This is a genomic window from Curtobacterium poinsettiae (assembly GCF_047226435.1).
GTDB classification, from domain to species: Bacteria; Actinomycetota; Actinomycetes; order Actinomycetales; family Microbacteriaceae; genus Curtobacterium; species Curtobacterium poinsettiae.
In genome coordinates, this window is record NZ_CP178434.1 from 1,673,151 (window position 1) to 1,697,868 (window position 24,718).

The following is a 24,718-nucleotide window of genomic DNA, read 5'->3' on the forward strand; positions in this document are numbered from 1 at the left end:
TACGGCCTCCGTGCGCCGGGGGAGACCGCCGCATGTCCGGCTGTGTGCGAACACGTCTTGTCCACAGGTGGTGCCGCACAGCCTGGAGGCCCACCACACCCCCGCCACGCTGGTCACCATGGAGACGATGACCGACCACCACCCGGATCGCTGGATCGCGACCGGTGACGACACCGACGTGCTCACCTGGGTCGCCGACCGCTCCGCTGCCGCCGAGCGGCACCTCGTCCCGGTGGCCGCAGTCGGCAGGACCCGGACGGGGTGTCTCGGGGTCGACCTCGACCGGCCGACCGGCACGCCGCTCGTGGCGGCGCTCGATCGGCTCGGCACGCCGACCACCGGCGTTGCGGTCACGCTGTCGGTGCCGCTCCTGGAACTCCTCGTCGCCGTGCACGACGGCGCCGTCCTGCTCGGTTCCGCCGGCATCGACGACGTCCTGGTCGACGACTCGGGCGCTGTCGTGCTCTGCGACCGCCCGACGAACGCGTCGAACACGACGAGCCCGACGAGCCCGACGAACACGACGAGCCCGACGAGCCCGACGAACGCGACGAACCCGACGAGCGCGACGAGCCCGACGAACGCGACCCCGACGCGCACCGCGCACTCGACGGACGCCACCCGGACCCTCGTCCTCGCAGCCCGGACGGTCTGGGACCGCGTCGACCCGGCCGATCCCGCACAGCGACCGGTGCACGACGCGCTGCGGGACGCCCTCGACGGCGACGACCGAACCGCGCGGTCGGCTCTCGAGCTGGTCCGCGCCAGTGCAGCGCCCCGCCCGTTCCGGTGGACGCCGGTGCCGAGCGACCTCGTCTTCGCCGAGTCGCCGACGGCGACTCGGCAGGACGGGCTGCTCGAGCGCCTCCGCGACGTGGTCGAACACGGCGTCCCGCTCGGAACCGATCGACGACTCCCGCTCCGCCGCGTGCTCGTGGGACTCGTGGTCGCCGTCGGGTCGGTGGTCGCCGCCCTGACCCTGCTCGGGGGCGGGTGACGCGGCTGGTGACGCCGAACCCACCCCGAACGGGAACGGCCCCGGTTCCCACGAGGGGAACCGGGGCCGTCGGCCGTGCTGCTGGGATCAGTACCCGAGGTTCGGGGCGAAGTTGCCCTCTTCGAGACGGTTCTTCACCGCGACGAGGTACCGCGAGGCATCCGCACCGTCGATGATCCGGTGGTCGTACGACAGCGCCAGGTAGACGAACGAGCGGATGGCGATGGCCTCCTGGCCGTCGACCTTCACGACCGCCGGACGCTTCGTGACGATGCCGGTCCCCAGGATCGCCGACTGCGGCAGGAACACCACGGGGGTGTCGAACAGCGCGCCGCGCGATCCGGTGTTGGTCAGCGTGAACGTGCCGCCGGCGAGCTCGTCGGGCTTGAGCTGGTTGTTCCGGGTGCGCTCGGCGAGGTCCGCGATGGACTTCGAGAACTGCGCCAGGTCCAGCGAGGCCGCGTCCTTGATGACCGGGGTCAGCAGGCCGCGCTCGGTGTCCACCGCGATGGAGACGTTCTCGGTCTCCGGGTAGACGATCTCGTCGCCCTCGACCGTGGAGTTGATCTTCGGGTGGGCCTTCAGTGCCTCGGACGCCGCGAGGGCGAAGAACGGCATGAAGGAGAGCTTCGAGCCGGTCTTCTCGAGGAACTCCGCCTTGTGGGCGTCGCGGAACTGCGCCACCTTCGTGACGTCGACCTCGACGACGCTCGTGAGCTGTGCGGTCGAGGTCATCGACTGCACGGCACGCTCGGCGACGACCTTGCGCAGCCGCGTCATCTTCTCGCGGGTGCCGCGCAACGGCGACACCTCGGCGACGAACGGGCCGGACGCGGCAGCGGGTGCTGCTGCAGCCGGGGCGGCCAGGGCCTTCTCGGCGGCGGCGAGGACGTCTTCCTTGCGGATGCGCCCCCCGACACCGGAACCGGTGACCGTGGACAGGTCGACGCCCTGCTCGTTGGCGAGCTTGCGCACCAGCGGGGTGACGTAGCCGGAGGCTGCGCCGTCCTGCGTGGGGTTCGGGACCGCGGCGGCGGCCGTGGTGCTCGGCGCGGACGCCGGAGCTGCTGCCGGAGCGGCCTGGGCCGGAACGGCTGCCGGCGGAGCGGCTGCGGGCGGCGGGACGGGTGCGGCGGCCGGGACCGGCGCTGCGGCGGGCGGCGCGGACGGTGCGTGCGGGGCAGCGGGCTGCGTCTGACCGGCGGGGGCGGGCTCGGGCTCGGTGGGCTCCGGCGCGGGGGTCTCGGCCTCCTGCTCGGTGCTCGGAGCGGCCTCGGGCTCTTCGGCTGCGGCAGCGGCGGCGTTGGCGTCGTCGGAGTCGGACGAGTCCGAACCGCCGTCGGACGAACCGGAGCCGTCACCGATCTTCACCAGGGCGGTGCCGACCTCGACGGTCTCGTCCTCTGGCACGAGGATCTCCTCGACGACGCCGGCGATCGGCGACGGGATCTCGGTGTCGACCTTGTCGGTCGAGACCTCGAGCAGCGGCTCGTCGACCTCGACCCGGTCACCGACGTTCTTCAGCCATCGGGTCACCGTGCCCTCGGTGACGCTCTCGCCGAGCGCCGGGAGGTTGACGGATTCGCTCATCGGGTGGACTCCTCTTCGCGGGGGATTGCAGTGGTTGTTGATGTCATTGTCACAGTGCGCTTGCCGGTGCCGGTCACAGCGCGTGCAGCGGCTTGCCCGCGAGGTGCAGGAACGCCTCGCCGAGGGCTTCGTTCTGGGTGGGGTGGCCGTGCACCAGGGGAGCGATGTCCTCGGGGTAGGCCTCCCAGTTGACGGCGAGCTGGGCTTCACCGATGAGCTCACCGACGCGGGCGCCGATCATGCTGACACCGACGACGGGGCCGTCCACGACGCGCACGACCTTGACGGAGCCGGAGGTCCCGATGATGTGGCTCTTGCCGTTGCCGGCCAGGTTGTACTCGTACGAGTCGACCTTGTCGGCGCCGTACTGCTCCTCGGCCTTGGCCTGCGAGAGTCCGACCGACGCGACCTCGGGGTCGGAGTAGGTGATCTTCGGGATGTTCTTGTCCTCGATGACCACCGGGTTGAGGCCGGCGATCTCCTCGGCGACGAAGATGCCCTGCTGGAAGCCGCGGTGTGCGAGCTGCAGGCCGGGGACGATGTCGCCGACGGCGTAGACGTTGGGGATGTTCGTGGCGAGACGCTCGTTCGTGGTGACGAACCCGCGGTCCATCGCCACGCCGACCTCGTCGTAGCCGACGTTCTGCGTGACCGGGCCACGGCCGACGGCGACGAGCAGGACGTCACCGTCGAAGGTCTTGCCGTCCTCCAGCGTGACGACGACGCCGTTCTCGTGCTGCTCGACGCCCTGGAACCGGACACCGAGCGAGAACTCGATGCCGCGCTTGCGGAACGCACGCTCGAGCTGCTTCGACATCGACTCGTCCTCGGCGGGGACCAGGTGCGGCAGGCCCTCGACGATGGTGACCTCGGCGCCGAAGGACTTCCAGACGCTGGCGAACTCGACGCCGATGACGCCGCCGCCGAGGATGACGACCTTGTTCGGGACGTAGTCCATGCGGAGCGCGGTCTCGGAGGTGATCACGCGGCCGCCGATCTCGAGCCCCGGCAGGGACTTCGAGTAGGAGCCGGTCGCGAGCACGATGTTCTTGCCGGTGACGGTCTGGTCGCCGACCTGCACGGTGTTCTGCGAGGTCAGACGGCCCCAGCCCTCGACCACGGTGATGCCGCGGGCCTTGATCAGACCCTGCAGGCCCTTGTACTTGGAGTTGATGATGCCCTGCTGGTAGTCGATGACCTTGGGCACGTCGACACCGGCGAACTCCGCGACCACGCCGTACTTCTCGGCGTCGCGCGTCGCGTCTGCGACCTCGGCCGCGTGCAGCAGTGCCTTCGTCGGGATGCAGCCGCGGTGCAGGCACGTCCCTCCGAGCTTGTCGCCCTCGATGAGCGCGACGCTCATGCCGAGTTCGGCGGCCCGGAGCGCAGCGGCGTACCCACCACTCCCGCCACCGAGGACAACGACGTCGTAAGTCTGTTCCGTCACCTGGTGCAACTCCCTCGTGCGTGTCGGGCCGATCGGGCCCTACGTGGACACCGCGGAGGGCGGCGTCCGACGGTCGGACCGCGTGGTTCCGGTCCCGTCCCGTGCAGTACCGGTGGGAGGCGCGTCAGTGCGCCGTTCCCACCGGTACCAAACCTACTACTCGGACTGGAGGTCTTCTGCGAGAGCGATGAGCGTCCTGACCATCACACCCGTCGCACCCTTGCCCAACCAGGCGTACCCGCCGCCCTTGTTCTCCGACGGACCCGCGATGTCGAGGTGCGCCCAGGGGACACCCTCGCCCGCGAAGCGCTCGAGGAACTTGCCCGCGAGCAGCATGCCGCCGGCGGGGTTGCCGACCGTGGCGTTGACGATGTCGGCGACGTCGCTGGACAGCCGGGCCTCGAGCTCCTCGGGCAGCGGCATCGGCCAGATCGGCTCGGCGACGCCCTCGGCGACGGCGCGGACCTTCGCGACGAGGTCGTCGCTGCCCATCAGGCCGGTCGTGCGGTCGCCGAGCGCGACGACCTGGGCACCGGTCAGCGTGGCGACGTCGACGAGCGCGTCGGGCTGCTCGAGCGATGCGGCGGCCATCCCGTCGCCGAGCACCAGGCGCCCCTCGGCGTCGGTGTTGGTGACCTCGACCGTGGTGCCGTTCTTGAGCGTCAGGACGTCGCCCGGGCGGGTCGCGGTGCCGGAGGGCATGTTCTCGGCGAGGGCGAGCCATGCGGTCACCCGCACGTCGAGGCCCAGGCGGGCGGCGGCGACGGTCGCGGCGAGCACCGTGGCGGCACCGGTCATGTCGGTCTTCATCCCGAGCATCGACGCCGCGGGCTTGAGCGAGAGGCCGCCCGAGTCGAAGGTGATGCCCTTGCCGACCAGGGCGAGGTGCTTCGTCGCGGACTCCGGTGCGTACCGGACGACGACCAGACGCGGAGGCCGGGCGGAACCGCGGCCGACGCCGAGGATGCCGCCGAAGCCCTGCTCCTCGAGCGCCTGCTCGTCGAGGACCTCGACCGTGAGCGGCAGGTCCGAGGCGAACCCGGTCGCGACGTCGGCGACGTCCTGCGGCCCGAGGTCACCGGCGGCGGTGTTCACCAGGTCGCGCACGAGCGACGCGGCGTCGGCGACGATCGCCGGGCGCACCGCGGCGTCGGCGGCGACGTCGGCGGGGGCGACGACCTCGATGCGCTGGTCGCCACGGGCCGGGGCCTTGGTGCCGGTGCCCTTGTGGCGCGTGAAGGCGTACGCGCCGAGCGCCGCGCCCTCGAGGGCGGCTTCGACGAGCTCGGCGGAGTCGGTGGGCAGTGCCAGCGTGATCGAGTCGACGCGGGGGAGCTGTCGGACCGCGCTGCCGGCGGCTGCACGGATCGCGGCGGCGCCCGTGGCGGAGCCGAGGCCGATCAGCGCGACCGACTTCGCCCCGACACCGGAGGCGGGGAGTCGGACGAGCTGGTCCTTCGCGCCGGTGACCCCGATCGCGGCGAGGTCGAGGTCGGCGAGGGCGTCGACCGCTCCCAGGGCGCTGCGCGCGAGGGAAGCGGCACTGTCCGCGTCGCCGGAGGATCCCGGACGGACCCCGACGACGAGGACGTCGGCGGTGGTGGTCTCGGGGGGTGAACTGGTGGTGGAGAGCGTCGGTCGGACCATGCCCCAACCCTACCGACGGCCTGTTCGCTGTCGGCGTCGTCGTCGCGCACCGGGGACGTCGGGGGCCCCGCCTAGCATGGGGACGGTGAACCACCCTGAGGAGCTCTACACGTTCGACGCGGACGCCCCGACCGTCCCGGCGGGGTTGCACCTGGTCGCCGGGCTGACCGGGTTCGCCGATGCCGGTTCCGCCGTCGCACAGGTGACGAACTCGATCCTCGAGGACCTCGACACCGAGCTCGTCGCCGAGTTCGACCCCGACGTGCTGCTCGACTGGCGTGCCCGTCGTCCGGTCATCACCTTCGAGCACGACCACATCAGCGCCGTCGAACCGCCCCGTCTTGCACTGCACCTGGTGCGCGACGAGATCGGCCAGCCGTTCCTGTTCCTGTCGGGCTACGAGCCGGACTTCCAGTGGAACCGCTTCGTCCGCGCCGTCACCGGGCTCGCCGCCGACCTGCAGGTCGCCGGCACCACCTGGGTGCAGTCGATCCCGATGCCGGTCCCGCACACCCGTCCGATCAGCCTCACCGTCTCGGGCACCCGGGCCGACCTCGTCGAGCAGATGAGCGTCTGGAAGCCCGAGACTCAGGCACCGGCGAACGTCCTGCACCTGGTCGAGCACCGCCTCGCCGAGACGGGTGCGCAGGTGACGGGGCTCGTGCTGCTCGTGCCGCACTACCTGTCCGACACCGAGTTCCCGGACGCCGCCGTCGCAGCGCTCTCCGGCATCGCCGCCGCGACCGGACTGATCTTCCCGACGGACGCCCTGCGCGAGTCGGGTCGCGAGTTCCTGACGCGCGTCGAGGAACAGGTGGCCGGCAACGCCGAGCTGCAGCGCCTGGTCTCCGTGCTCGAGGAACGGCACGACACCTACATGGAGGGCAACCCCGTCGCGTCGCCGCTCACCGGCGTCGACGGCGAGGTGCCGACCGCCGACGCGATCGCCGCCGAGCTCGAGCGCTTCCTGGCCGACCGGCGCACCCAGGGCGACGCGACCGACTGACCGTCGCGTCGGATCCGGACGCTCCGACAGGACGGCCTGGAGGCGCGGTGCGGGCCCGCACCGCGCCTCCAGGCCGTTCCGTCGTCACCTGCACGACGTGACCCGCGTTCGCGACGGCTGTCGCGTATCGACGTGGGAACGCGTCGGTAGCCTGGTCCGGTGAACTCCCGTCGTGCCTTCCTGATCTGGGGCGTCGCGGTCCTCGCGTACGTCCTCGCCGTCGTGCAACGGTCCTCGCTCGGAGTGTCCGGCGTCGACGCGCAGGACCGGTTCGCCGTCTCGGCGGCCGTCCTGTCGACGCTCGCCGTGGTGCAGATCGCCGTCTACGCGGGGCTGCAGATCCCGGTGGGGATCGCGCTCGACCGCGTCGGACCGCGTCGGCTGGTGCTCCTCGGTGCCGCACTGCTGGTCGTCGGACAGGCGATCGTCGCGGTGTCGCCCTCGATCGGGCCGGCCATCGCGGGGCGGGTGCTCGTCGGGGCCGGCGACGCGATGACCTTCATCTCGGTGATCCGCCTGGTGCCGATGTGGTTCAGCGGTCGGATCCTGCCGCAGATCTCCCAGTGGACGGGCAACCTCGGGCAGATCGGCCAGGTCCTGTCGGCGTTCCCGTTCGCCGTGCTCCTGCACTCGGTGGGGTGGACCCCGGCGTTCGGCGTCGCTGCCGCGGCCAGCGCGGTCGGTCTCGTGCTCGCCGCCGTGTTCGTCCGGAACGGTCCGGTGCCGGTGCGGACCGACACGATCCCGCTGCCGCACTCGTGGGGTGCCGCGTTCAGCACCTTCGGGCACGCGCTCCGGCGCCCCGGCACACAGCTCGGGTTCTGGTCGCACTACGTCACGCAGTCCTCGGGCACGGTGTTCTCGCTGCTGTGGGGCGTCCCGATGCTCCGGGGACTCGGGTACTCCCCGGGCGAGGCGGCGGGCTTCCTCACGATCATCGTGGTGGTCGGGTTCGTCGCCGGTCCGGTGCTCGGCGTGCTCTGCGCACGGTTCCCGATGCGCCGGTCGAACCTGGTGCTCGGCGTGGTCGTGCTGCTCGCGGTGCTCTGGACGGCGATCCTGCTCTGGCCCGGGCACCCGCCGACCTGGCTGCTCGTGCTGCTCGTCGTCGCGATGGGCATCGGCGGACCCGGTTCGCTCATCGGCTTCGACTTCGCCCGGACCTTCAACCCGGTCGGCTCGCTCGGCTCGGCGAACGGTGTGGTGAACGTCGGCGGGTTCCTCGCGGCGTTCGTGATGATGTACCTGATCGGCGTCGTCCTCGACGTGGCGGCGCGGGCATCGGGCACCACGGTGTTCGCCTGGGAGAACTTCCGGATCGCCCTCACGGTGCAGTACGTCGTGGTCGGGTTCGGCGTCGGGATGCTCCTGCACGCCCGCCGCCGGACCCGTCGGGTGCTGCACTCGGAAGAGGGAATACGCGTCGGACCACTCTGGGTTGCACTCGTTGCACGCCTGCGGAGGCGGCACGTGCAATAATGATCACGGACCCGTTCGGGACCCCTGTCTGTCGGAGCACTTCGGTGCGCCGGTGAACTCGGGGGACTTGACATGGGTCCTAGTGCTGCCCGGAACGGTAGGACTCGTACGACGCGGGGGACTGCGGCGCGGGACCTGGGCGGCGAGGGAAGCCACGACCCCACGAACGTGGCACGACGAGAGAGGTGATCGCATGGCTGCCCGGAGCACGACGATCGATCCCACGAAGGACACCGAGCCCGAGGGCGCTGTGGCAGAGGACGCCACCGCCACCGAGGGCACCGCAGCGCCGAAGAAGCGCGCCACGAAGGCCCCCGCCACGAAGGCCCCTGCCAAGAAGGCGCCTGCCAAGAAGGCAGCACCCAAGGCGAAGAAGACCGACGCCGTCGACGAGGCCATCGCCTCGGACGAGCCGGTCGAGGAGCCGACCGACGAGGCCGACGACACCGACGACAAGACGGCCAAGCCGGACGCCGCTGCCGCGGTCGCCGCCGGTGCGCTCGTCATCTCGCAGACCGACGACGACGAGGCACCGGTCTACTCCACGACCATCACGGGTGCCACCGCCGACCCGGTGAAGGACTACCTCAAGCAGATCGGCAAGGTCGCCCTGCTCAACGCCGAGCAGGAGGTCGAGCTCGCGATGCGCATCGAGGCCGGCCTGTTCGCCGAGGACAAGCTGCAGCACTCGACGGGGCTGTCGAAGCCCGCCGAGCGTGAGCTGCGCTGGGTCGCCCGTGACGGTCAGCGTGCGAAGTCGCACCTGCTCGGCGCGAACCTCCGTCTGGTCGTCTCGCTGGCCAAGCGCTACACCGGTCGCGGCATGCAGTTCCTGGACCTCATCCAGGAAGGCAACCTGGGCCTGATCCGTGCGGTCGAGAAGTTCGACTACACCAAGGGCTTCAAGTTCTCGACCTACGCGACCTGGTGGATCCGTCAGGCCATCACCCGCGCCATGGCCGACCAGGCCCGCACCATCCGCATCCCGGTGCACATGGTCGAGGTCATCAACAAGCTCGCCCGCGTGCAGCGCCAGATGCTGCAGGACCTCGGTCGCGAACCCACTCCGGAAGAGCTCGCACGCGAGCTCGACATGACCCCGGAGAAGGTCGTCGAGGTGCAGAAGTACGGTCGCGAGCCGATCTCGCTGCACACGCCCCTGGGTGAGGACGGCGACTCCGAGTTCGGTGACCTCATCGAGGACACCGAGGCGGTCGTGCCGGCCGACGCGGTGGGCTTCACGATGCTGCAGAAGCAGCTCGAGAGCCTGCTCGACTCCCTGTCCGAGCGCGAGGCGGGCGTCATCCGCATGCGCTTCGGCCTGGGCGACGGCCAGCCGAAGACCCTCGATCAGATCGGTGACACGTTCGGCGTGACGCGCGAGCGCATCCGTCAGATCGAGTCCAAGACGATGGCGAAGCTCCGCCACCCGTCGCGGTCGCAGTCGCTGCGCGACTACCTCGAGTAAGCCGGCATGCGCTTCTTCATCCCGATCCTGATCGGGCGGATCCTCCGTGCCCTCGCCCGTGCGCGGGGCGGTGGATCCGCCTACCCGGGGTTCATCGTCCTGAAGCTCGTGCCGGACTTCCTGCAGCACGTGACGAAGCAGTTCCCGAACGGCGTCGTCTTCGTACTCGGTTCGAACGGCAAGTCGACGACGACGCACATGATCTCCGACATCGTCCGGGCCCACGGGCTCCGTGTCTTCACGAACCCGTCGGGCGCGAACCTGCCGCAGGGCATCGCGTCGGCCCTGCTGTCCGAGGTCTCGCTGACCGGCCGTCTCAAGGCGGACATCGGCATCCTCGAGGTCGACGAGGCCTTCGCGGTGGAGCTCGCCGGCATCCTGTCGCCCTCGACGGTGACGATGCTCAACGTGCAGGTCGACCAGCTGTACCGGTTCTTCGAGACCGAGCGTGTGGCGACGATGATGCTCGACACCGCCGCACTGTCGACGGCGAACGTCATCACGAACCACGACGACCAGTTCCTCGACGGCTACAGCGGCACCCCGGGGCAGCGCGTCCTGCGGTTCGGTGCGAGCGACGAGGTCATCGCCGCAGCGCCGAACGGCCTGCAGAACGCCGACTCGTTCGACGCCGGTGACCGTGCCCAGCACACCGCCGACGCCGAGGTCGTGGCCCACACGGGCGACGGCGCGACGATCCGCTTCGACGGTGCCGAGATCCCGGTCCGTCTGCCCGCCCGCGGCCTGCACTACGCGGTCGACGCCGCCGCGGCCACCGCGACGGCGAGTGCGGCCCTCGGTGCGCAGTTCCGCGCCGACGCCGTGACGAAGGCCTTCGGCACGATGAAGCCGGCCTACGGCCGTGGCGAGCGGCTCCCCATCGCGGGCGAGTCCGCCGAGTTCACGATGTTCAAGAACGCCGCGAGCCTGCAGCTCAACCTCGACGCCCTGCCGGACCAGCCCGAGCAGGTCCTCATGGCGATCGACGAGGGCACGCCCGACATCTCCTGGATCTACGACATCGACTTCTCGAAGCTCGACCACGTGGACGTCGTCTCCGGCGACAAGGCGTGGCAGATCGCGATCGCGCTCGAGCATGCCGGTGTCCGCATCGGCCGGGTCGAGCCCGACGTCGAGGCTGCCATCAAGCACATGGAGCAGCTCGGTTCGACGACCCGCGGGACGAAGAACTTCATCGTCAACTACGAGATCATGATGATCGCCCGCAAGGCCCTCGGCCACCCGGACATGGAGAAGACCGCATGACGGCCGACCGGCTGACCATCCTGCACGTCTACCCCCGGCAGATGGGCGTCTCGGGCGACCGTGGCAACGTCGCGGCGCTGGTCCGCCGTGCGGCCGCCGCGGACATCGAGACCCAGGTCCTCGAGTACGCGCCCGGTGACGACCTGCCGACCACGGCGGACGTCGTCGTCATCGGCAACGGTCCGCTCAGCGCGATGCGTTCCCTGGGCGACGACGTCACACGCATCGGTGGCGCGCTCCGCGCGTTCGCGACCGACGGTGTGCCGGTGCTCGCCGTCGGCGGTGGGTTCGACCTCGCGACGAACGAGGTCGTGCCGACCGAGGGTGCGCCGGTCGCGGGCTTCGGCGTGTTCGACGCCCGTGCCGTCCGCGGTGCCGAGCGCCGCGTGAACTACTTCGTCCTCGAGACCCGGTACCCGCTGCTCCCCGGAGCACCGAAGCGTCTCGCCGGCTTCGAGGACCACGCCACCCGCATCGAACTCGCAGCTGGCATCACGCCCTTCGCCGACGTCGTCTCCGGCGGCGGCAACCAGGCCGGCTCCCCGGTCGAGGGCGCGATCGTCGGCAACTCCTTCGGCACGCACACCCAGGGTCCGGTCCTACCGCTCAACCCGCAGCTGACCGACGGTGTCCTCGCTGCAGCGACCGCACGCCTCGGCCGTGAGTACGCACCGGACGCGGAGCGCACGGCGACGATCGACCGCTACGCACGCGAAGCGCGAGCCACGGTCGACCGCTACGTCGACAAGGCGTTCAAGCGCATCGCCTGACGCACGAAGCAGAAGGCCGGGTCCCGACGGGGCCCGGCCTTCGTCGTCTCTGATGAGTGGCAACAATTGCCAAGTCGGTCCGCTCGTGTTCCAGATGTGAAATGTTGGAAGCCGACAAAGGAGGCTTCATGCTCACCAACAAATCCGTCCTCGCCCTGGTCGGCGCACTCGTCGTGGCGATCACCACTGCCGGTGCCGTCGTCCAGACAGCTCCGGCTGAGGCCGCGACGCCCCGCATCAGTTCGGCCTGCAGTTCGGTGCCGACGACCACGACCGAGTTCGACGGGGTTCCGGGGACGATCTTCTACAAGCGGCTCCAGTGCCTCGGCAGCATGGCGGGGTACTACGGCTACAAGGGACCGATCGACGGGATCATGGGTCCGAACTCGTGGACGGGTGTCTCCGAGCAGCTCGCGAAGGGCGGGTACTTCCGTGCAGGCGACCTCCACAACTCGCAGAGCCCCGAGATCATCCGGGCACTGCAGCGATGGGCGGCCGCCCACGGCCGCTACAGCGGCCCCATCGACGGCGTCTGGGGGCCGAACAGCTACCGCGGCGCCGCCTGGGCGCTGAACCGAGCGTTCTGAGACGCGCAACAGACAGACAGGAGGCGCGGTGCCAGCTGGCACCGCGCCTCCTGTCCGTGTGTCGGTCGCGACTACTTCGACTCGTAGAGTCGGCTGCTCTCGTCGTGCCACTCGATGGCGGTCGCCGCGAGCTTGTCCTTGAACTCGGCGCCGTGGTGGGCGCAGAAGTAGAGCTCGCCGCTCGACATGGTGGCTCGGATGTAGGCCTGCGCCCCGCAGCTGTCGCAACGGTCGGCGGCGGTCAGCTGGTGGTTGCTGACTTCGTCGATGGAGGGGTCCTGCACGGTCTGGGTCATTGCTGTGCTCCTCACGGATCGCAGGTGGTGCCGGGTGGTTGCACCATTTCAACACGTGATGCCTGAGAGCGACGCATTGTCGGGGCCTGTTTCGCTCAGCGCGGATCGCTTGGCCCCAGTGCGAGTGTCCACACGGTGCTGTCGGTGCCGCTCGGTAAACTCCGACGGTGAGCTCCGACTACTCCGCACGCCATCTCTCCGTCCTCGAAGGGCTCGAGGCGGTCCGGAAGCGGCCGGGCATGTACATCGGCTCGACGGACTCCCGGGGTCTCATGCACTGCCTGTGGGAGATCATCGACAACTCGGTCGACGAAGCCCTCGCGGGGCACGGTGACGAGATCGGTGTCGTGCTGCACGCCGACGGCTCGGTCGAGGTCCGTGACACCGCCCGGGGCATCCCCGTCGACGTGGAACCGAAGACCGGCCTGACCGGGGTCGAGGTCGTGTTCACCAAGCTGCACGCCGGCGGCAAGTTCGGCTCGGGGTCGTACGCGGCTTCGGGTGGCCTGCACGGCGTCGGCGCCTCGGTGGTGAACGCGCTGTCGGAGCGCCTCGACGTCGAGGTCGACCGGGGCGGCAAGACCTACGCAATGTCGTTCCACCGCGGCGAGCCCGGCATCTTCGACGACAGCAAGGGCATCGGCCCGGACGCTCCGTTCGCGCCCTTCACCTCGGGCAGCGAACTGCGTGTGGTGGGCAAGGTCAAGAAGGGCGTCACCGGCTCCCGGATCCGCTACTGGGCGGACCGCCAGATCTTCACCGCCGACGCCCGGTTCAGCACCGACGACCTCGTCACGCGGGCACGCCAGACCGCGTTCCTCGTGCCCGGGCTCGGCATCACCATCACCGACGAGCGCGCGGCGTCGATCGAGGCTGCTGCTGCCCGGGCCGAGGCGACGGGCACCACCGTGGCCGCCGGGCCGGTGGTCGAGCGCTTCCGGTACGAGGGCGGCATCGGCGAGTTCGTCGAGCACCTCGCCGTCGACAGCCCCCTCACCGACGTCTGGCGCGTGCAGGGGACCGGCACCTTCACCGAGACCGTGCCGATGCTCGACGACAAGGGCCACATGGTCTCCACGTCGGTCGAGCGCGAGTGCGAGGTCGACCTGGCGCTCCGCTGGGGCAGCGGCTACGAGACCGTGTTCCGCAGCTTCGTCAACATCATCGCGACGCCGAAGGGCGGCACGCACCAGGCCGGGTTCGAGTCGGGCGTCGTCAAGGCCGTCCGTGCCCAGGTCGAGGCGAACGCCCGCAAGCTCAAGGTGGGGCAGGACAAGCTCGACAAGGACGACGTGCTCGCCGGCATGACCGCCGTGCTGACCGTGCGGTTGCCCGAGCCGCAGTTCGAGGGGCAGACGAAGGAGATCCTCGGCACCCCGGCGGTGCGGAAGATCGTCGACCAGGTCGTGTCGAAGCGGATCACCGAGATCCTCACCTCGACGCAGCGCACCGAGAAGGCACAGTCGGCCGCCCTGCTCGAGAAGGTCGTGTCCGAGATGAAGACCCGCATCTCGGCGCGGGCACACAAGGAGACGCAGCGCCGCAAGAACGCGCTCGAGAACTCCTCGCTGCCGACGAAGCTCGCCGACTGCCGCTCGCAGGAGACCGAGGGCACCGAGCTCTTCATCGTCGAGGGCGACTCGGCCCTCGGTACCGCGAAGCTCGCCCGCAACAGCGAGTACCAGGCGCTGCTGCCGATCCGCGGCAAGATCCTCAACGTGCAGAAGGCGTCCGTGTCGGACATGCTCTCGAACGTCGAGTGCGCGTCGATCATCCAGGTCATCGGCGCCGGTTCGGGCCGCACGTTCGACATCGACCAGGCCCGCTACGGCAAGATCATCATCATGTCGGACGCCGATGTCGACGGCGCCCACATCCGCACGCTGCTGCTGACGCTGTTCTTCCGGTACATGCGGCCGATGATCGAGCAGGGCCGGGTCTTCGCCGCCGTGCCGCCGCTGCACCGGGTCGTCGTGGTGAACCGCGGCAAGCCGAACGACACGCTGTACACGTACTCCGAACAGGAGCTGCAGACGGTGCTGAAGAAGCTCGAGAAGACGGGCAAGAAGTACCAGGAGCCGATCCAGCGGTACAAGGGCCTCGGCGAGATGGACGCCGACCAGCTCGCGGAGACCACGATGGACCGCGCGCACCGCACCCTGCGCCGGGTGAACGTGACCCATGCCGAAGGGGCCGCGAAGGTGTTCGAGCTGCTCATGGGCAACGACGTGGCGCCGCGCAAGGAGTTCATCCTGGCCGGCGAGGGCCTGGACCGCGACCGCATCGACGCGTAGGCGCGCTGGAAAACGAAGAGGTAAACATCATGGTTAACGCAGCGCCGATCCGCATCGAGTCGGTTCGAATACAGCATTTCCGGGGCATCATTGACCTGAACGTAGAGCTTGAACCGGACCTTACAATCCTGGTTGGACAAAACAATGCCGGTAAATCCCGAGTTTTGCGAGCCATCGGAATTGCGACCGGTGCTCTCTCACCAGACCGAGACGATTTCACCGTTGATGTTGACGCCGAGCCTGTCATCGACACTGTCCTGGCGCCCGCAACTGGGGAGACGTTTGACCCCGCGATCGCACGACGCCTCCTGAATGTGCAGCCAGGTCCCAGCTCTTCAGATGCCGAACGTTTCGCATGGCGTACGACAATATTTCGCACACGCGAGGGTTTCGGTTCGCGTTCTGAAACCGCCGTCCTTGCGTACAACACGTCGGCGAATCAGTGGGAACCGGCCGTTCCGACTACCTCGTTGAGTGGCGTACAACGCTCTCTCGTAGTCGGTGACTATGTCGGGACGGGCCGAGATTTGGTTGACGATTTCGCTCGTCGAGGCTCCGCAATCCGCCGTATTCTGGACGACCTCGAAGTGGATGAAGACAGCCGAGAGGCGCTCGAAGTCCGCTTGGGCGATCTGAGTAAGGACATCATTGGGTCTAGTGCGGCGCTCGACGCAGTGACCAGGTCACTTCAGGCACTGAGTCAGAGCGTCGGCAGCGTAGGTAGCGCCGAGATCAAGCCGCTACCTCTGCGTTTAGAGGAACTTTCGCGGAGCGTAGTAGTGGACTTAGACACAGGCGCGGGTGCCCTACCACTTAGGGTCCATGGAGCTGGATCCCGAAGCATGACGTCGATCCAGTTGCAAAGCGTTCTATACGACCGCCGTGTTGGAAGTGACGGTGGAGCTCTCCGTCCTCATGCGGTGAGTCTCTTGGAAGAGCCCGAAGCGCACCTTCACCCTCAGGGCCAGGTTCAGTTGAGCGAGGTGCTGCACTCTCTTCCTGGACAGGCCGTAGTGAGCACGCACTCCTCGCATTTGGTATCCACTGTCGAGCCGCGATCGTTACGCATGTTCCGTTGGAAATCGACCGGGGTTTCGCTGGTCAACCTGCGCCCAGCGGAAGACGCGTTAGACGCGGATACTCCGAGGATGCTGCGTCCGGCTCTGTATCGCGAGGAGATGGAGAAGCTTCGCCGACAGATCGAACGACCGTTTGGCGAACTACTGTTCGCGTCTTGCGTTGTGCTCGGCGACGGGGCGACTGAGCGGGCGCTGTTACCCGTGATCCTAAGACATTGTCTTGGGCTCCAAGCCGACAGAGTAGCCGTGATCGATGCCGGGAGTATGAACTCGCCGATGGCAACGGCTGTCGTGAAGTTTGCAGAGGCGACAGGATTGCCATGGCACTTGTTTGCTGACGATGATGAAGCTGGCCGCCGGGATGCGACGAGATTAGATGCGACATTCGGCAGCGGGGATCAGTCTCACATAACCTGGGTGTTCGGGGCCACCGAGGACGATGGAGCCACTGAGCGGATGCTCTTCGACTTCGACTCAGACGCCTGCATGACCGCGGCTACGCAGTTTGGCTATGAGGGTGCTGAGGATCAACTGCTCAAATACATGGCGAAGCATAAGGGCGTGTTGGGTGCTGCTCTTGGCCGAGAGCTTACAAGGAAATACCCGGACCAGGAGAAGATCAGAAGCGGGACAGATTACTGGCCGCAACCCCTTGTAGAGCTTGTTTCTGCGGTCCGGACGAAGTTGGAGCTGTAGCTGATGATCTCTCTGATGAAGCTCAGTCCGGAGCAGCGCCGCGCGGTCGACTCATTGGCGGCAGCCACTGTCGTGATCGCCCCCGCGGGGAGCGGCAAGACTGAGGTGCTTGCGCAGCGCGTGGAGCGTTTCTTGCAACGGACCCTGGAGGATGGTTACCGTGTCTGCGCATTGACATATACCGTCAAGGCGGCGGATGAACTTGCTCGCCGGTTCGACGATCGGCTTGGTGATCTGTCACGCCGCGTTGATGCCGACACATTCCACGGTTTTGCCTTAGGACTTTTACGTCAATACGGCTCAAGGATTGGGGTGCCGTCGGATGTCGAGGTCCTGGCGCGGGATGAAGACAGGCTCGAGCTCTTGCAAGACTGGTATTCAGGGCAGGGCATCGGGCGCGAACTGACCTTGAAAATGCTGCAGGAGACGGATGTTCTCCGTTCTAGAGGCGAGTCAAGCCCACTGGCAAATGACCTTCAGGATGCTCTTTCGGATCGTGACGCTCTCGACTTCCCAGCTGTCTTCGAAAAGGCGGTTCTTCTCCTCAAGGACCCTTGGGTGTCCCGGCAAGTCCGGACGCTGTATGGTTTGACCGTGGTTGACGAGGCGCAAAACCTCACGCTGATGCAATTCAACTTCCTAGTCGGTCTTGTGGGGAATCCGCATGATGAAGGAATATCGGTGATGCTCGTCGGGGACACGCGCCAGTCAATCGTGGGCTTCGCTGGTGCGGACCCCAGGTTGCTAGACCGTGCAAGGGAGCAGTTTGACGCCGAAACGATTGTGCTAGATCGAAATTATCGAAGTTCCGCGGCTATCGTACGGACCGCTAACAGAGTTTCGTTGGCGCTGGATTCACAATCAAAACTTTCCGAGTCATCCGTCTTTGCGGCTGAGGGTTTAGTGGCCTACGCAGAATATGCTAGCGAGGAAGAGGAAGCGGCGTCGCTTGTCGCCCAAGTTCGTGCGCTACTCGCGGGAGGGATTCGACAGGAGTATGCCGTTGAGGGTGAGTCGAAGTCTGTGCGGCCCGAGGACATCGCAGTCTTGGGGCGGACGGCGAGTTCGCTTTCTCCGGTAGCGGAAGCCCTGGCCGGCAGCGGAATTAATTTTGCGATGGGCAGTACGCAGGCTGATTGGCTGGCTTCCTCCCAGGGACGTTTACTGCTGGCGATCCTCGAGTGGAAAGCGGCCCCAGGCCATCATTCTGCCAAAAGAAACCTGTCGAGAGAGTTGGGGGGCGTCGAATTCGAAGGCGACGACGAGATTTTTCTCGCAAGGGCGGATGTGCCTTACGCTAGTGCGTTCTCAGGGGTTGTTGCGTCGGACGCTCCTGCGGTGGCGATGTCAGCTGTGGCGGAGTTGGAGTTCGATGATCCGGACTGGATAGCGGACAAGCGTTTGATCACGGCTGCATGGACTGATTTTATGCAGCGGACGCCGGAGCGTTCTCGCACGTTTACTGCATTCTTTCAGAGCATAGGAAGGGTTCAGCGCGGCGATAACCTGTCTGAAGGAGTGCGGCTGCTGACCGTGCACCGGGCGCAAGGCCGTGAGTTCAAGGTAGTTTTCATCGTTGCACTCAATGACGGACAGTTGCCTGATTTCCGGGCGCAGAGCAGAGCTGACCTGTTGGCGGAGCTGCGGGTATTTTATGTTGCTGTGACCCGGGCCTCACGTTTGCTGTATCTATCGCGTTCTCGTACGCGCCGAACGCGCTTTGGTCTTCGGCGCACGGACCCGTCTCCTTTTCTACATCACGTAACGGACGGGTAGCTGGGACGGCGCAAGGGAAGCCGAGTTGAAAGCGGGGCTGCTTATAAGCAACGAGGTGGCGCCGCGCAAGGAGTTCATCTTGGCCGGCGAGGGCCTCGACAGCGATCGCATCGAGGCGTAAGCGGCGGGCGGGGACTGGCCGAGGCTCGGCTGGGCGGACGATCTCCCGCCGCGACGGAGCGGATTCTGTCCGCGTGGCCGAGCTTCGGCCCCGTCGTGCTCGGCCGCGGACGGGAGGCGCGGGGCGGGCCCGATCCACGCCTCCCGTTCGTGCGCGGTTCGGGGCCGTAACTCGGCGAGTCTCGCAGTGGGCGACGCTCCTCGTGCTCGCTGGTGCGAAAACGGTCGCTCAGCGTGAGACTCGCGGTCGGCACCTACGCGTCGCCGGCGGTGCCGTCGAGCGCAGCGGCACTGCCACCGATCGAGCCGATGACGGCCTCGAGCGGCGCACCGGACCCGTCACGCTTCGACAGCCAGTCCGGCAGGGTCCGCGCCGCGCCGTCCGTGCCGACCGCGTGCGGGGGAGCGATGCCCGCCCAGCCCACGGTGAGCCCGTCCTCGCCCTTCAGGAACGCGTGCGCCCGGACACCCTGGGTCGCGCGGCCCTTCGCCGGGAACTCCGACAGCGCGGACACCTTGGCGCGGCCGGCGTCGGTGCCGGGCAGCGCGGTCGAGGTGGTGGACACCGTGGCGACCACGGCGTCGTCGGAGCGTGCGACGGATCCGAACCAGATCACAGCAGCGCCGTCGGCCAGGGCCATGCCGGCCACTCCACCGGCGGGCAGCCCCTGCGCCCGGACGACGGACGCCGGGAACCGCAGCAGCTGCGCATTCGAGCTGATGAACACCAGGTCGTCGGACTCCGGGGCCTGGGCGGCACCGACCACCGCGTCTCGGGGCTTCAGGCCGATGGCGACGAACTCGGGCTTGTCCGGCCAGGCGCCGGGGACGACGCGTTTCACGACGCCGTGCGCGGTACCGATCGCCAGCGAGTCCGACGATGCCCCACCGAGGTCGACGAGCGCGACGACCGTCTCGCCCTTGGTGAGCGCCAGGAAGTCGGTGACCCGGACGCCGGCGTCGAGCCGGACCGCTGCGGGCGGCACGGCGGGGACGTCGACGGGGGAGAGCCGCAGGACCCGCCCGGTGGAGGTCAGGGCGCCGAGCTGCCCGCGCACCGTGCTCACCACGGCGGAGCGGACGGCGTCGTGCTTCGAGCGCTTCGGCACGCGGACGATGCCGAGTTCCGACGTCGGGATGTCGACGCGGATGAGCCGCCCGGTGGTCGAGAGCAGCACGCGGCAGGGGGAGTCGGCGATCTGCAGGGACTCCGGGTCGACCGCGGCCTTCCGACCGCCCTTGACCGGGGCGTCCGCCTCGGTGAGCAGGGTGCGGCGCGGGGTCGCGAACTTGTCGGAGACCTCGGTCAGCTCGAGGGCGACCTGCGCGCGGAGGCGCTCGTCGGACGCCAGCAGTTCTTCGAGGGCGGCGATGTCGGCGAGCAGCTGGTCACGCTCGGCCTCGAGCTCCATCCGCGAGAACTTCGTCAGGCGACGCAGGCGCAGCTCGAGGATGTACTCAGCCTGCACCTCGGACAGGTCGAAGACGTCGCGCAGGCGGTTGCGCGCCGCCTCGGAGTCGTCGGACGTGCGGATGACCTGGATGACCTCGTCGATGTCGAGGATCGCGATGAGCAGGCCCTCGACCAGGTGCAGCCGTTCCTTGCGACGTGCCAGCCGGTACTGCGACCGGCGGGTGACGACGTCGAGCCGGTGCTGGACGTAGACGTCGAGGAGCTCGCGCAGCCCGAGTGTGCGCGGTGACCCGCCGACCAGGGCGACGTTGTTGATGCCGAAGCCGTCCTCGAGCGGGGTGTGCTTGTAGAGCTGCTCGAGCACGGCGGTGGGGTTGAAGCCGCTCTTGATGCCGATGACGAGCCGGAGCCCGTGGTTGCGGTCGGTCAGGTCGTTGACGTCCGAGATGCCGACGAGCTTCTTGGACTGGACGCCGTCCTTGATCTTCTCGATGACGCGCTCGGGGCCGACCAGGTAGGGCAGCTCGGTGACGACGAGGCCGACCTTGCGCGGGGTGAGGTTCTCGACGCTCACCTTGGAGCGGGTGCGGAACGAACCGCGGCCGGTGGCGTAGGCGTCGCGGACCCCGGAGAGCCCGACGATGGTGCCGCCGGACGGCAGGTCCGGCCCGGGCACGAACTCCATGAGCTCTTCGAGGGTGGCCTGCGGGTTCATGAGCAGGTGCTTCGCGGCCTCGACGACCTCGCCCAGGTTGTGCGGTGCCATGTTCGTCGCCATGCCCACCGCGATGCCGGAGGCACCGTTGACGAGCAGGTTCGGGAACGCCGCCGGCAGCACGCCGGGCTGCATGATCTGGTTGTCGTAGTTCGGGACGAAGTCGACGACGTCCTCGCCCAGGCCCTCGGTCATCGCCATCGACGGTTCGGCGAGCCGTGCCTCGGTGTAGCGGGCGGCAGCGGGTCCGTCGTCGAGTGAGCCGAAGTTGCCGTGGCCGTCGACGAGCGGCACGCGCATCGTGAACGGCTGGGCCATCCGGACCAGCGCATCGTAGATCGCGCCGTCGCCGTGCGGGTGCAGCTTGCCCATCACCTCGCCGGTGACGCGGGCGCTCTTGACGTGTCCGCGGTCGGGGCGCAGCCCCATCTCGGCCATCTGGTACAGGATCCGGCGCTGCACCGGCTTCAGGCCGTCGCGGGCGTCGGGCAGTGCCCGCGAGTAGATGACGGAGTACGCGTACTCGAGGAAGGAACCCTGCATCTCCTCGGAGACGTCGACGTCCTCGATGCGCTCACCGTCGGGCAGGCCGACTACATCCGTGCGTGCCATGGCACCTTTCTGGAAGACCAGAGTCGTCTGGAAGACTCGTGGAATGGGAACAAGCGTACCGACGGCCCCCGACGGCGTCGCGAACCTCGCCGACGTCTTCCCGAGTTGCCTCGTCGCGCTCGGTGCTGCGGACGATGCGTGGTTGCGTGGCAACGGCCTGGAGGCCCGGATCACCCTCCGCCCCGCCCGCTCGGCGATCGTCGTGCTGGTCGACGGCCTCGGGTCCGCCGCGCTGTCCGCGCGCGCCGGGCACGCCCGCTGGCTGACCGGCGCGAAGGGCACCGGCACCGCGAAGAAGCTGCGGAGCGGGTTCCCGACCACGACCGCGGCCGCACTGAGCACGCTCACGACGGGCCGTTCGCCCGGCACCCACGGGGTGATCGGGTACAGCGGCTGGAACCCGGACACCGGTGCCGTGATGAACCTGCTCGGAGGCTGGGACACCGAGGTGCCCGCCGACTGGTTCCTGACGCATACGCTGTTCACCCGGGCGGCTGAGCTCGGACTCGACCCGGTCGTCGTCGGGCCGGACCGGTACCGATCGTCCGGGATGACCGCGAACGTGCTCGGCGGTGCGCGGTACGTGTCGGCGGACTCGATCGCCCAGCGGGTCGACGCCGCCCTGGCCGAGACGGACTCCGGCCGGTCGTTCGTCTACCTGTACGTGCCGGAGCTCGACTCGATCGGCCACAAGTCCGGCTGGCAGTCCGACCGGTGGACGGCCGCGCTCGAGTTGCTCGACGGGGAACTCGCCCGCCTCGATGCCCGCAGCGCCGACGACGTGGGGGTCCTGGTGACGGCGGACCACGGTGTGCTCGACGTGCCGGACCACGCGAACATCGCAATCGACCCGCTGCTGCTCACCGACGTCGTCGGTGTCGCAGGAGACCCGCGCTGCCGACAGCTCACGGTCGCACCGGGCACCGACGTCCGCGCCCTCGTCGGCGCGTTCCGGGCGCGCTACGGCAAGAAGGCGTCCGTCGCCAGCCGTGCCGAGGCGATCGAGGCCGGGTGGTTCGGGCAGGTGTCCGACGAGGTGGTGCCGCGGATCGGTGACGTGCTCGTCGTGGCGCGAGGCTCGTGGGCGTTCAACGACGACCGAGCCCTGCGCGAGGACGAGACACCGAAGCGCATGATCGGCCAGCACGGCGCGATGACCGACGAGGAGACGATCGTCCCGCTCCGGCTCGCCGGCGCCTTCGCCCACTAGGGGCGTCGGCGCCGACGCGCGGTCGTCCGGATCAGGCGGGGTCGTCGTCCGGGCGGGTGCCGAAGACGATCTCGTCCCAGCTCGGCATCGAGCGGCGGCTGCGCTTCTTGCGTTCGCCACGGCTCTCGGGCTCCGGCGCCGAGGCCGGACGGCCGTCGGTCGACTGCGGTGCGGTGTCGTTCGCGCCGCCGTCCTCGAAGCCCTGCAGCGGGATGTCGACGACGCTGATCGAGGTCCCGCGGGCGGGCTCGTCACGCTGTTCGCCGAAGGACGCGGCCTCACGCTCACCACGGCGACGGCGCAGCGCCTCGAGCAGGTCGGCGGTCTCGTTGCCGGGAGCACGCTCTTCCACGGTGGCCTGGCCGATGCGGGGCAGCGGCGCACGGAGCGGTGCGTGCTGGGACGGTTCGGGCTCGGCGGCCGGCTGCTCCGGCTCGTCGACGCGGAAGGCTCCGGAGTCGAAGCGGGTGCCGTCGTCGTCCTGCTGCTCGAACTCGACCGCACGCAGGCGCGGGGCGATGCCCTCGTCGTCGGTGTGCGACAGCCGGTGGGCGTCACCGTTGTCGGGCGCGAGGGTCGAGGTCTTCGGGTCGAAACGCCACTGGGCGTCGTGCTCGACCTCGCCCGCGGTGTAGCGGACGCGGACCTGCCAGCCGCTCTCCGGGTGCTTCCAGGAGCCCCAGGTGATCGCGGTGGCCTCGCCGGCCTCGAGCTTCGCGGTGATCGCGGGACCGAAGGTGTCGGGGGCCTCGTCGTCGACCGGGGTGACCGGGACGCGGTGCGAGGCGTCGAGGATGAAGGCCCGCTCCGCCAGGACCGGACCCTCGAAGCGACGGACGTACTCGACGTCGACGTCGAGCGCGGCAGCCACGTCGGCGGCGTCGGCGCCACCGCGGATCCGTGCCTGGACGTCCTTGGGGGAGACCCGCTTCTGCGGACCGGCGTCGGGGTTCGCCTGGCGCACCTGACCCGCCAGCGACGACGAGACGGGCAACCGGAACTCGGTGCCGCCGTCGGTCGCCAGGAGGAGTGCGCCGGACTCGACTCCGATGACTCTCACGTCTTGCATGGTTCCGCCTTCCCAGCGTCGCGTACGGTCCTGCTGTCGTACCCCGTGAGTATGCAGGGAGGACGGACGGTTTCCGGGGAGGCGCACGGGCGTGCCGCGCACATCCGCAGGCCGATCCGAGAGCGCGCCGGAGCCCGGCAACGGGTGTCGGGAATGTCCGGTTCGGGTCACCGGTTGCACAGCCAGCACGACCCGCCGCAGCACTCGGTTTGCGCATCGGCGGGGCGTGGTGCAAACTGTCGCCGCCGATCACCCGGCGACGACCTCTCGATACGAGAATGGATGGGCATGGCCACCGATTACGACGCCCCCCGGAAGACCGACGACAACTCTGACTCAGAGTCGATCGAGGCCCTCAAGGAGCGCGTTCCCGACAAGATGTCGGGGGTCGTCGACGATGATTCCGACAACCCCGGCAGCTTCGAACTCGCCGGGCAGGACCTCAGCGACGTCGACCTCGACGTCGTGGTGCTGCCCCCGCAGGTCGATGAGTTCACCTGCGTCGAGTGCTTCCTCGTGAAGCACCGTTCCCAGCTCGACCACGAGTCGAAGCTCGGACCGGTCTGCGCGGAGTGCGCGTCGCTCTAGCGAGCACAGCCGCGTCGTCCTCGACGCAACGATCAGCGAAGGCCCCGCATCCCGATGGGATGCGGGGCCTTCGTCGTGGGCTGCGAGGCGGGGCCGAGCCGCGCCTCCAGGGCCGTTGCCCATGGTCCGTCAGGACCGCAGCGCCTCGACGACCTTGCCCGGGTGGCGGACGCTGATCAGCCAGTAGGGCGTCGGGTCGGCGTCGTCGCGCACCTCGACCTTGACGACCCCCCGCACGTAGCCGCGGAAGAGGGTCCAGGCGCGGGCGTCGAGTGCCGGGCCGCGCTGCTCGGTGGCCGCCGTGCCCTCGAACGCCTCGGTCGTGCCCACGAGCGTCCGGGGGAGGTGTGCCTTGCCCGCGCGGAACTCGGTGTCGGTGACCTCGATGGTGGGTGCGAGTACCCACAGGAGCACGAGGACCCCGAGCTCCATCCCGATCGCCACGAGGACGCCGGCCAGGACGCTGATGGGGAGGAAGACGAGCAGGGTGGCGGGGATCACGAGCGCCGTCGCCAGGTACAGGGCGGGCGGGGCCCAGAGTCGTTCGCGGTACAGGGTCACGGGTCCATTCGATCACGAGCGGACGAGGTCA

The 24,718-nt window shown here is 68.7% G+C and carries 19 protein-coding genes; 12 read left to right on the plus strand and 7 right to left on the minus strand.

Annotation, left to right across the window (positions count from 1 at the left end):
- Window positions 1-118 precede the first annotated feature (118 nt).
- Window positions 119-997 carry a hypothetical protein gene (locus ACL00U_RS07950; RefSeq protein ID WP_412874032.1) on the plus strand — a complete coding sequence of 293 codons (879 nt, stop codon included), beginning with the start codon at window positions 119-121 and terminating at the stop codon, window positions 995-997.
- An 87-nt stretch (window positions 998-1,084) separates the two neighbouring features.
- Here ACL00U_RS07950 and sucB read toward each other — a convergent pair whose 3' ends face one another.
- The 3 genes from sucB to ACL00U_RS07965 all read right to left on the minus strand — a co-directional run bounded on the left by sucB (window position 1,085) and on the right by ACL00U_RS07965 (window position 5,681).
- Window positions 1,085-2,587: a 2-oxoglutarate dehydrogenase, E2 component, dihydrolipoamide succinyltransferase gene (gene sucB, locus ACL00U_RS07955; protein WP_262117500.1), complete on the minus strand. Its 1,503-nt coding sequence runs from the start codon at window positions 2,585-2,587 to the stop codon at window positions 1,085-1,087.
- Window positions 2,588-2,660: 73 nt separating this feature from the next.
- Window positions 2,661-4,034: a dihydrolipoyl dehydrogenase gene (gene lpdA, locus ACL00U_RS07960; RefSeq protein WP_111022800.1), complete on the minus strand. Its 1,374-nt coding sequence runs from the start codon at window positions 4,032-4,034 to the stop codon at window positions 2,661-2,663.
- Between the two features lie 156 nt (window positions 4,035-4,190).
- Window positions 4,191-5,681, minus strand: a complete 1,491-nt coding sequence (locus ACL00U_RS07965) for a leucyl aminopeptidase (RefSeq protein WP_412874033.1) — start codon at window positions 5,679-5,681, stop codon at window positions 4,191-4,193.
- Between the two features lie 76 nt (window positions 5,682-5,757).
- Between ACL00U_RS07965 and ACL00U_RS07970 the strand changes: the two genes are divergently transcribed.
- From ACL00U_RS07970 to ACL00U_RS07995, 6 genes are all read left to right on the plus strand, one after another.
- On the plus strand, window positions 5,758-6,687 hold the full coding sequence (locus tag ACL00U_RS07970) for a proteasome assembly chaperone family protein (protein ID WP_262117502.1): 930 nt from the start codon (window positions 5,758-5,760) through the stop codon (window positions 6,685-6,687).
- 159 nt (window positions 6,688-6,846) lie between these two features.
- Entirely contained in the window at window positions 6,847-8,166 is a 1,320-nt protein-coding gene (locus ACL00U_RS07975) for an MFS transporter (RefSeq protein WP_042537033.1), read from the plus strand.
- A gap of 193 nt (window positions 8,167-8,359) precedes the next feature.
- A complete protein-coding gene (locus tag ACL00U_RS07980; protein WP_017886090.1) occupies window positions 8,360-9,634 on the plus strand; it encodes an RNA polymerase sigma factor in 1,275 nt (424 codons plus the stop codon).
- 6 nt (window positions 9,635-9,640) lie between these two features.
- Window positions 9,641-10,900 carry a MurT ligase domain-containing protein gene (locus tag ACL00U_RS07985; protein ID WP_017886091.1) on the plus strand — a complete coding sequence of 420 codons (1,260 nt, stop codon included), beginning with the start codon at window positions 9,641-9,643 and terminating at the stop codon, window positions 10,898-10,900.
- On the plus strand, window positions 10,897-11,670 hold the full coding sequence (locus ACL00U_RS07990; RefSeq protein WP_412874034.1) for a type 1 glutamine amidotransferase: 774 nt from the start codon (window positions 10,897-10,899) through the stop codon (window positions 11,668-11,670). Before ACL00U_RS07985 ends, ACL00U_RS07990 begins: the two co-directional genes overlap by 4 nt.
- A 128-nt stretch (window positions 11,671-11,798) precedes the next feature.
- Window positions 11,799-12,257 (plus strand): hypothetical protein, encoded by a 459-nt coding sequence (locus ACL00U_RS07995; protein ID WP_412874035.1) that lies wholly within the window; start codon window positions 11,799-11,801, stop codon window positions 12,255-12,257.
- Between the two features lie 71 nt (window positions 12,258-12,328).
- On the opposite strand, the gene ACL00U_RS08000 is transcribed toward ACL00U_RS07995, so the two are convergent.
- A complete protein-coding gene (locus tag ACL00U_RS08000; RefSeq protein WP_017886093.1) occupies window positions 12,329-12,553 on the minus strand; it encodes a DUF7455 domain-containing protein in 225 nt (74 codons plus the stop codon).
- Window positions 12,554-12,720: 167 nt separating this feature from the next.
- Between ACL00U_RS08000 and ACL00U_RS08005 the strand changes: the two genes are divergently transcribed.
- The 3 genes from ACL00U_RS08005 to ACL00U_RS08015 are packed head-to-tail and all read left to right on the plus strand — an operon-like array spanning window position 12,721 to window position 18,398.
- On the plus strand, window positions 12,721-14,847 hold the full coding sequence (locus ACL00U_RS08005) for a DNA gyrase/topoisomerase IV subunit B (RefSeq protein WP_071403953.1): 2,127 nt from the start codon (window positions 12,721-12,723) through the stop codon (window positions 14,845-14,847).
- Between the two features lie 29 nt (window positions 14,848-14,876).
- Window positions 14,877-16,622 (plus strand): ATP-dependent nuclease, encoded by a 1,746-nt coding sequence (locus tag ACL00U_RS08010; RefSeq protein ID WP_412874036.1) that lies wholly within the window; start codon window positions 14,877-14,879, stop codon window positions 16,620-16,622.
- A 15-nt stretch (window positions 16,623-16,637) separates the two neighbouring features.
- A complete protein-coding gene (locus tag ACL00U_RS08015) occupies window positions 16,638-18,398 on the plus strand; it encodes a UvrD-helicase domain-containing protein (protein ID WP_412874037.1) in 1,761 nt (586 codons plus the stop codon).
- Between the two features lie 374 nt (window positions 18,399-18,772).
- Here ACL00U_RS08015 and ACL00U_RS08020 read toward each other — a convergent pair whose 3' ends face one another.
- Window positions 18,773-21,259, minus strand: coding sequence for a DNA gyrase/topoisomerase IV subunit A (locus ACL00U_RS08020; RefSeq protein WP_412874038.1), 2,487 nt, complete (start codon window positions 21,257-21,259; stop codon window positions 18,773-18,775).
- A gap of 43 nt (window positions 21,260-21,302) precedes the next feature.
- Between ACL00U_RS08020 and ACL00U_RS08025 the strand changes: the two genes are divergently transcribed.
- Entirely contained in the window at window positions 21,303-22,469 is a 1,167-nt protein-coding gene (locus ACL00U_RS08025) for an alkaline phosphatase family protein (protein WP_194590855.1), read from the plus strand.
- 31 nt (window positions 22,470-22,500) lie between these two features.
- Here ACL00U_RS08025 and sepH read toward each other — a convergent pair whose 3' ends face one another.
- Window positions 22,501-23,529: a septation protein SepH gene (gene sepH / locus ACL00U_RS08030; protein WP_159556382.1), complete on the minus strand. Its 1,029-nt coding sequence runs from the start codon at window positions 23,527-23,529 to the stop codon at window positions 22,501-22,503.
- 297 nt (window positions 23,530-23,826) lie between these two features.
- Between sepH and ACL00U_RS08035 the strand changes: the two genes are divergently transcribed.
- Window positions 23,827-24,126, plus strand: coding sequence for a DUF4193 domain-containing protein (locus ACL00U_RS08035; RefSeq protein ID WP_017886098.1), 300 nt, complete (start codon window positions 23,827-23,829; stop codon window positions 24,124-24,126).
- A gap of 129 nt (window positions 24,127-24,255) precedes the next feature.
- Here the strand turns inward: ACL00U_RS08035 and ACL00U_RS08040 are convergent, their stop codons facing one another.
- Entirely contained in the window at window positions 24,256-24,687 is a 432-nt protein-coding gene (locus ACL00U_RS08040; RefSeq protein ID WP_194590856.1) for a DUF3093 domain-containing protein, read from the minus strand.
- Between the last annotated feature and the right edge of the window lie 31 nt (window positions 24,688-24,718).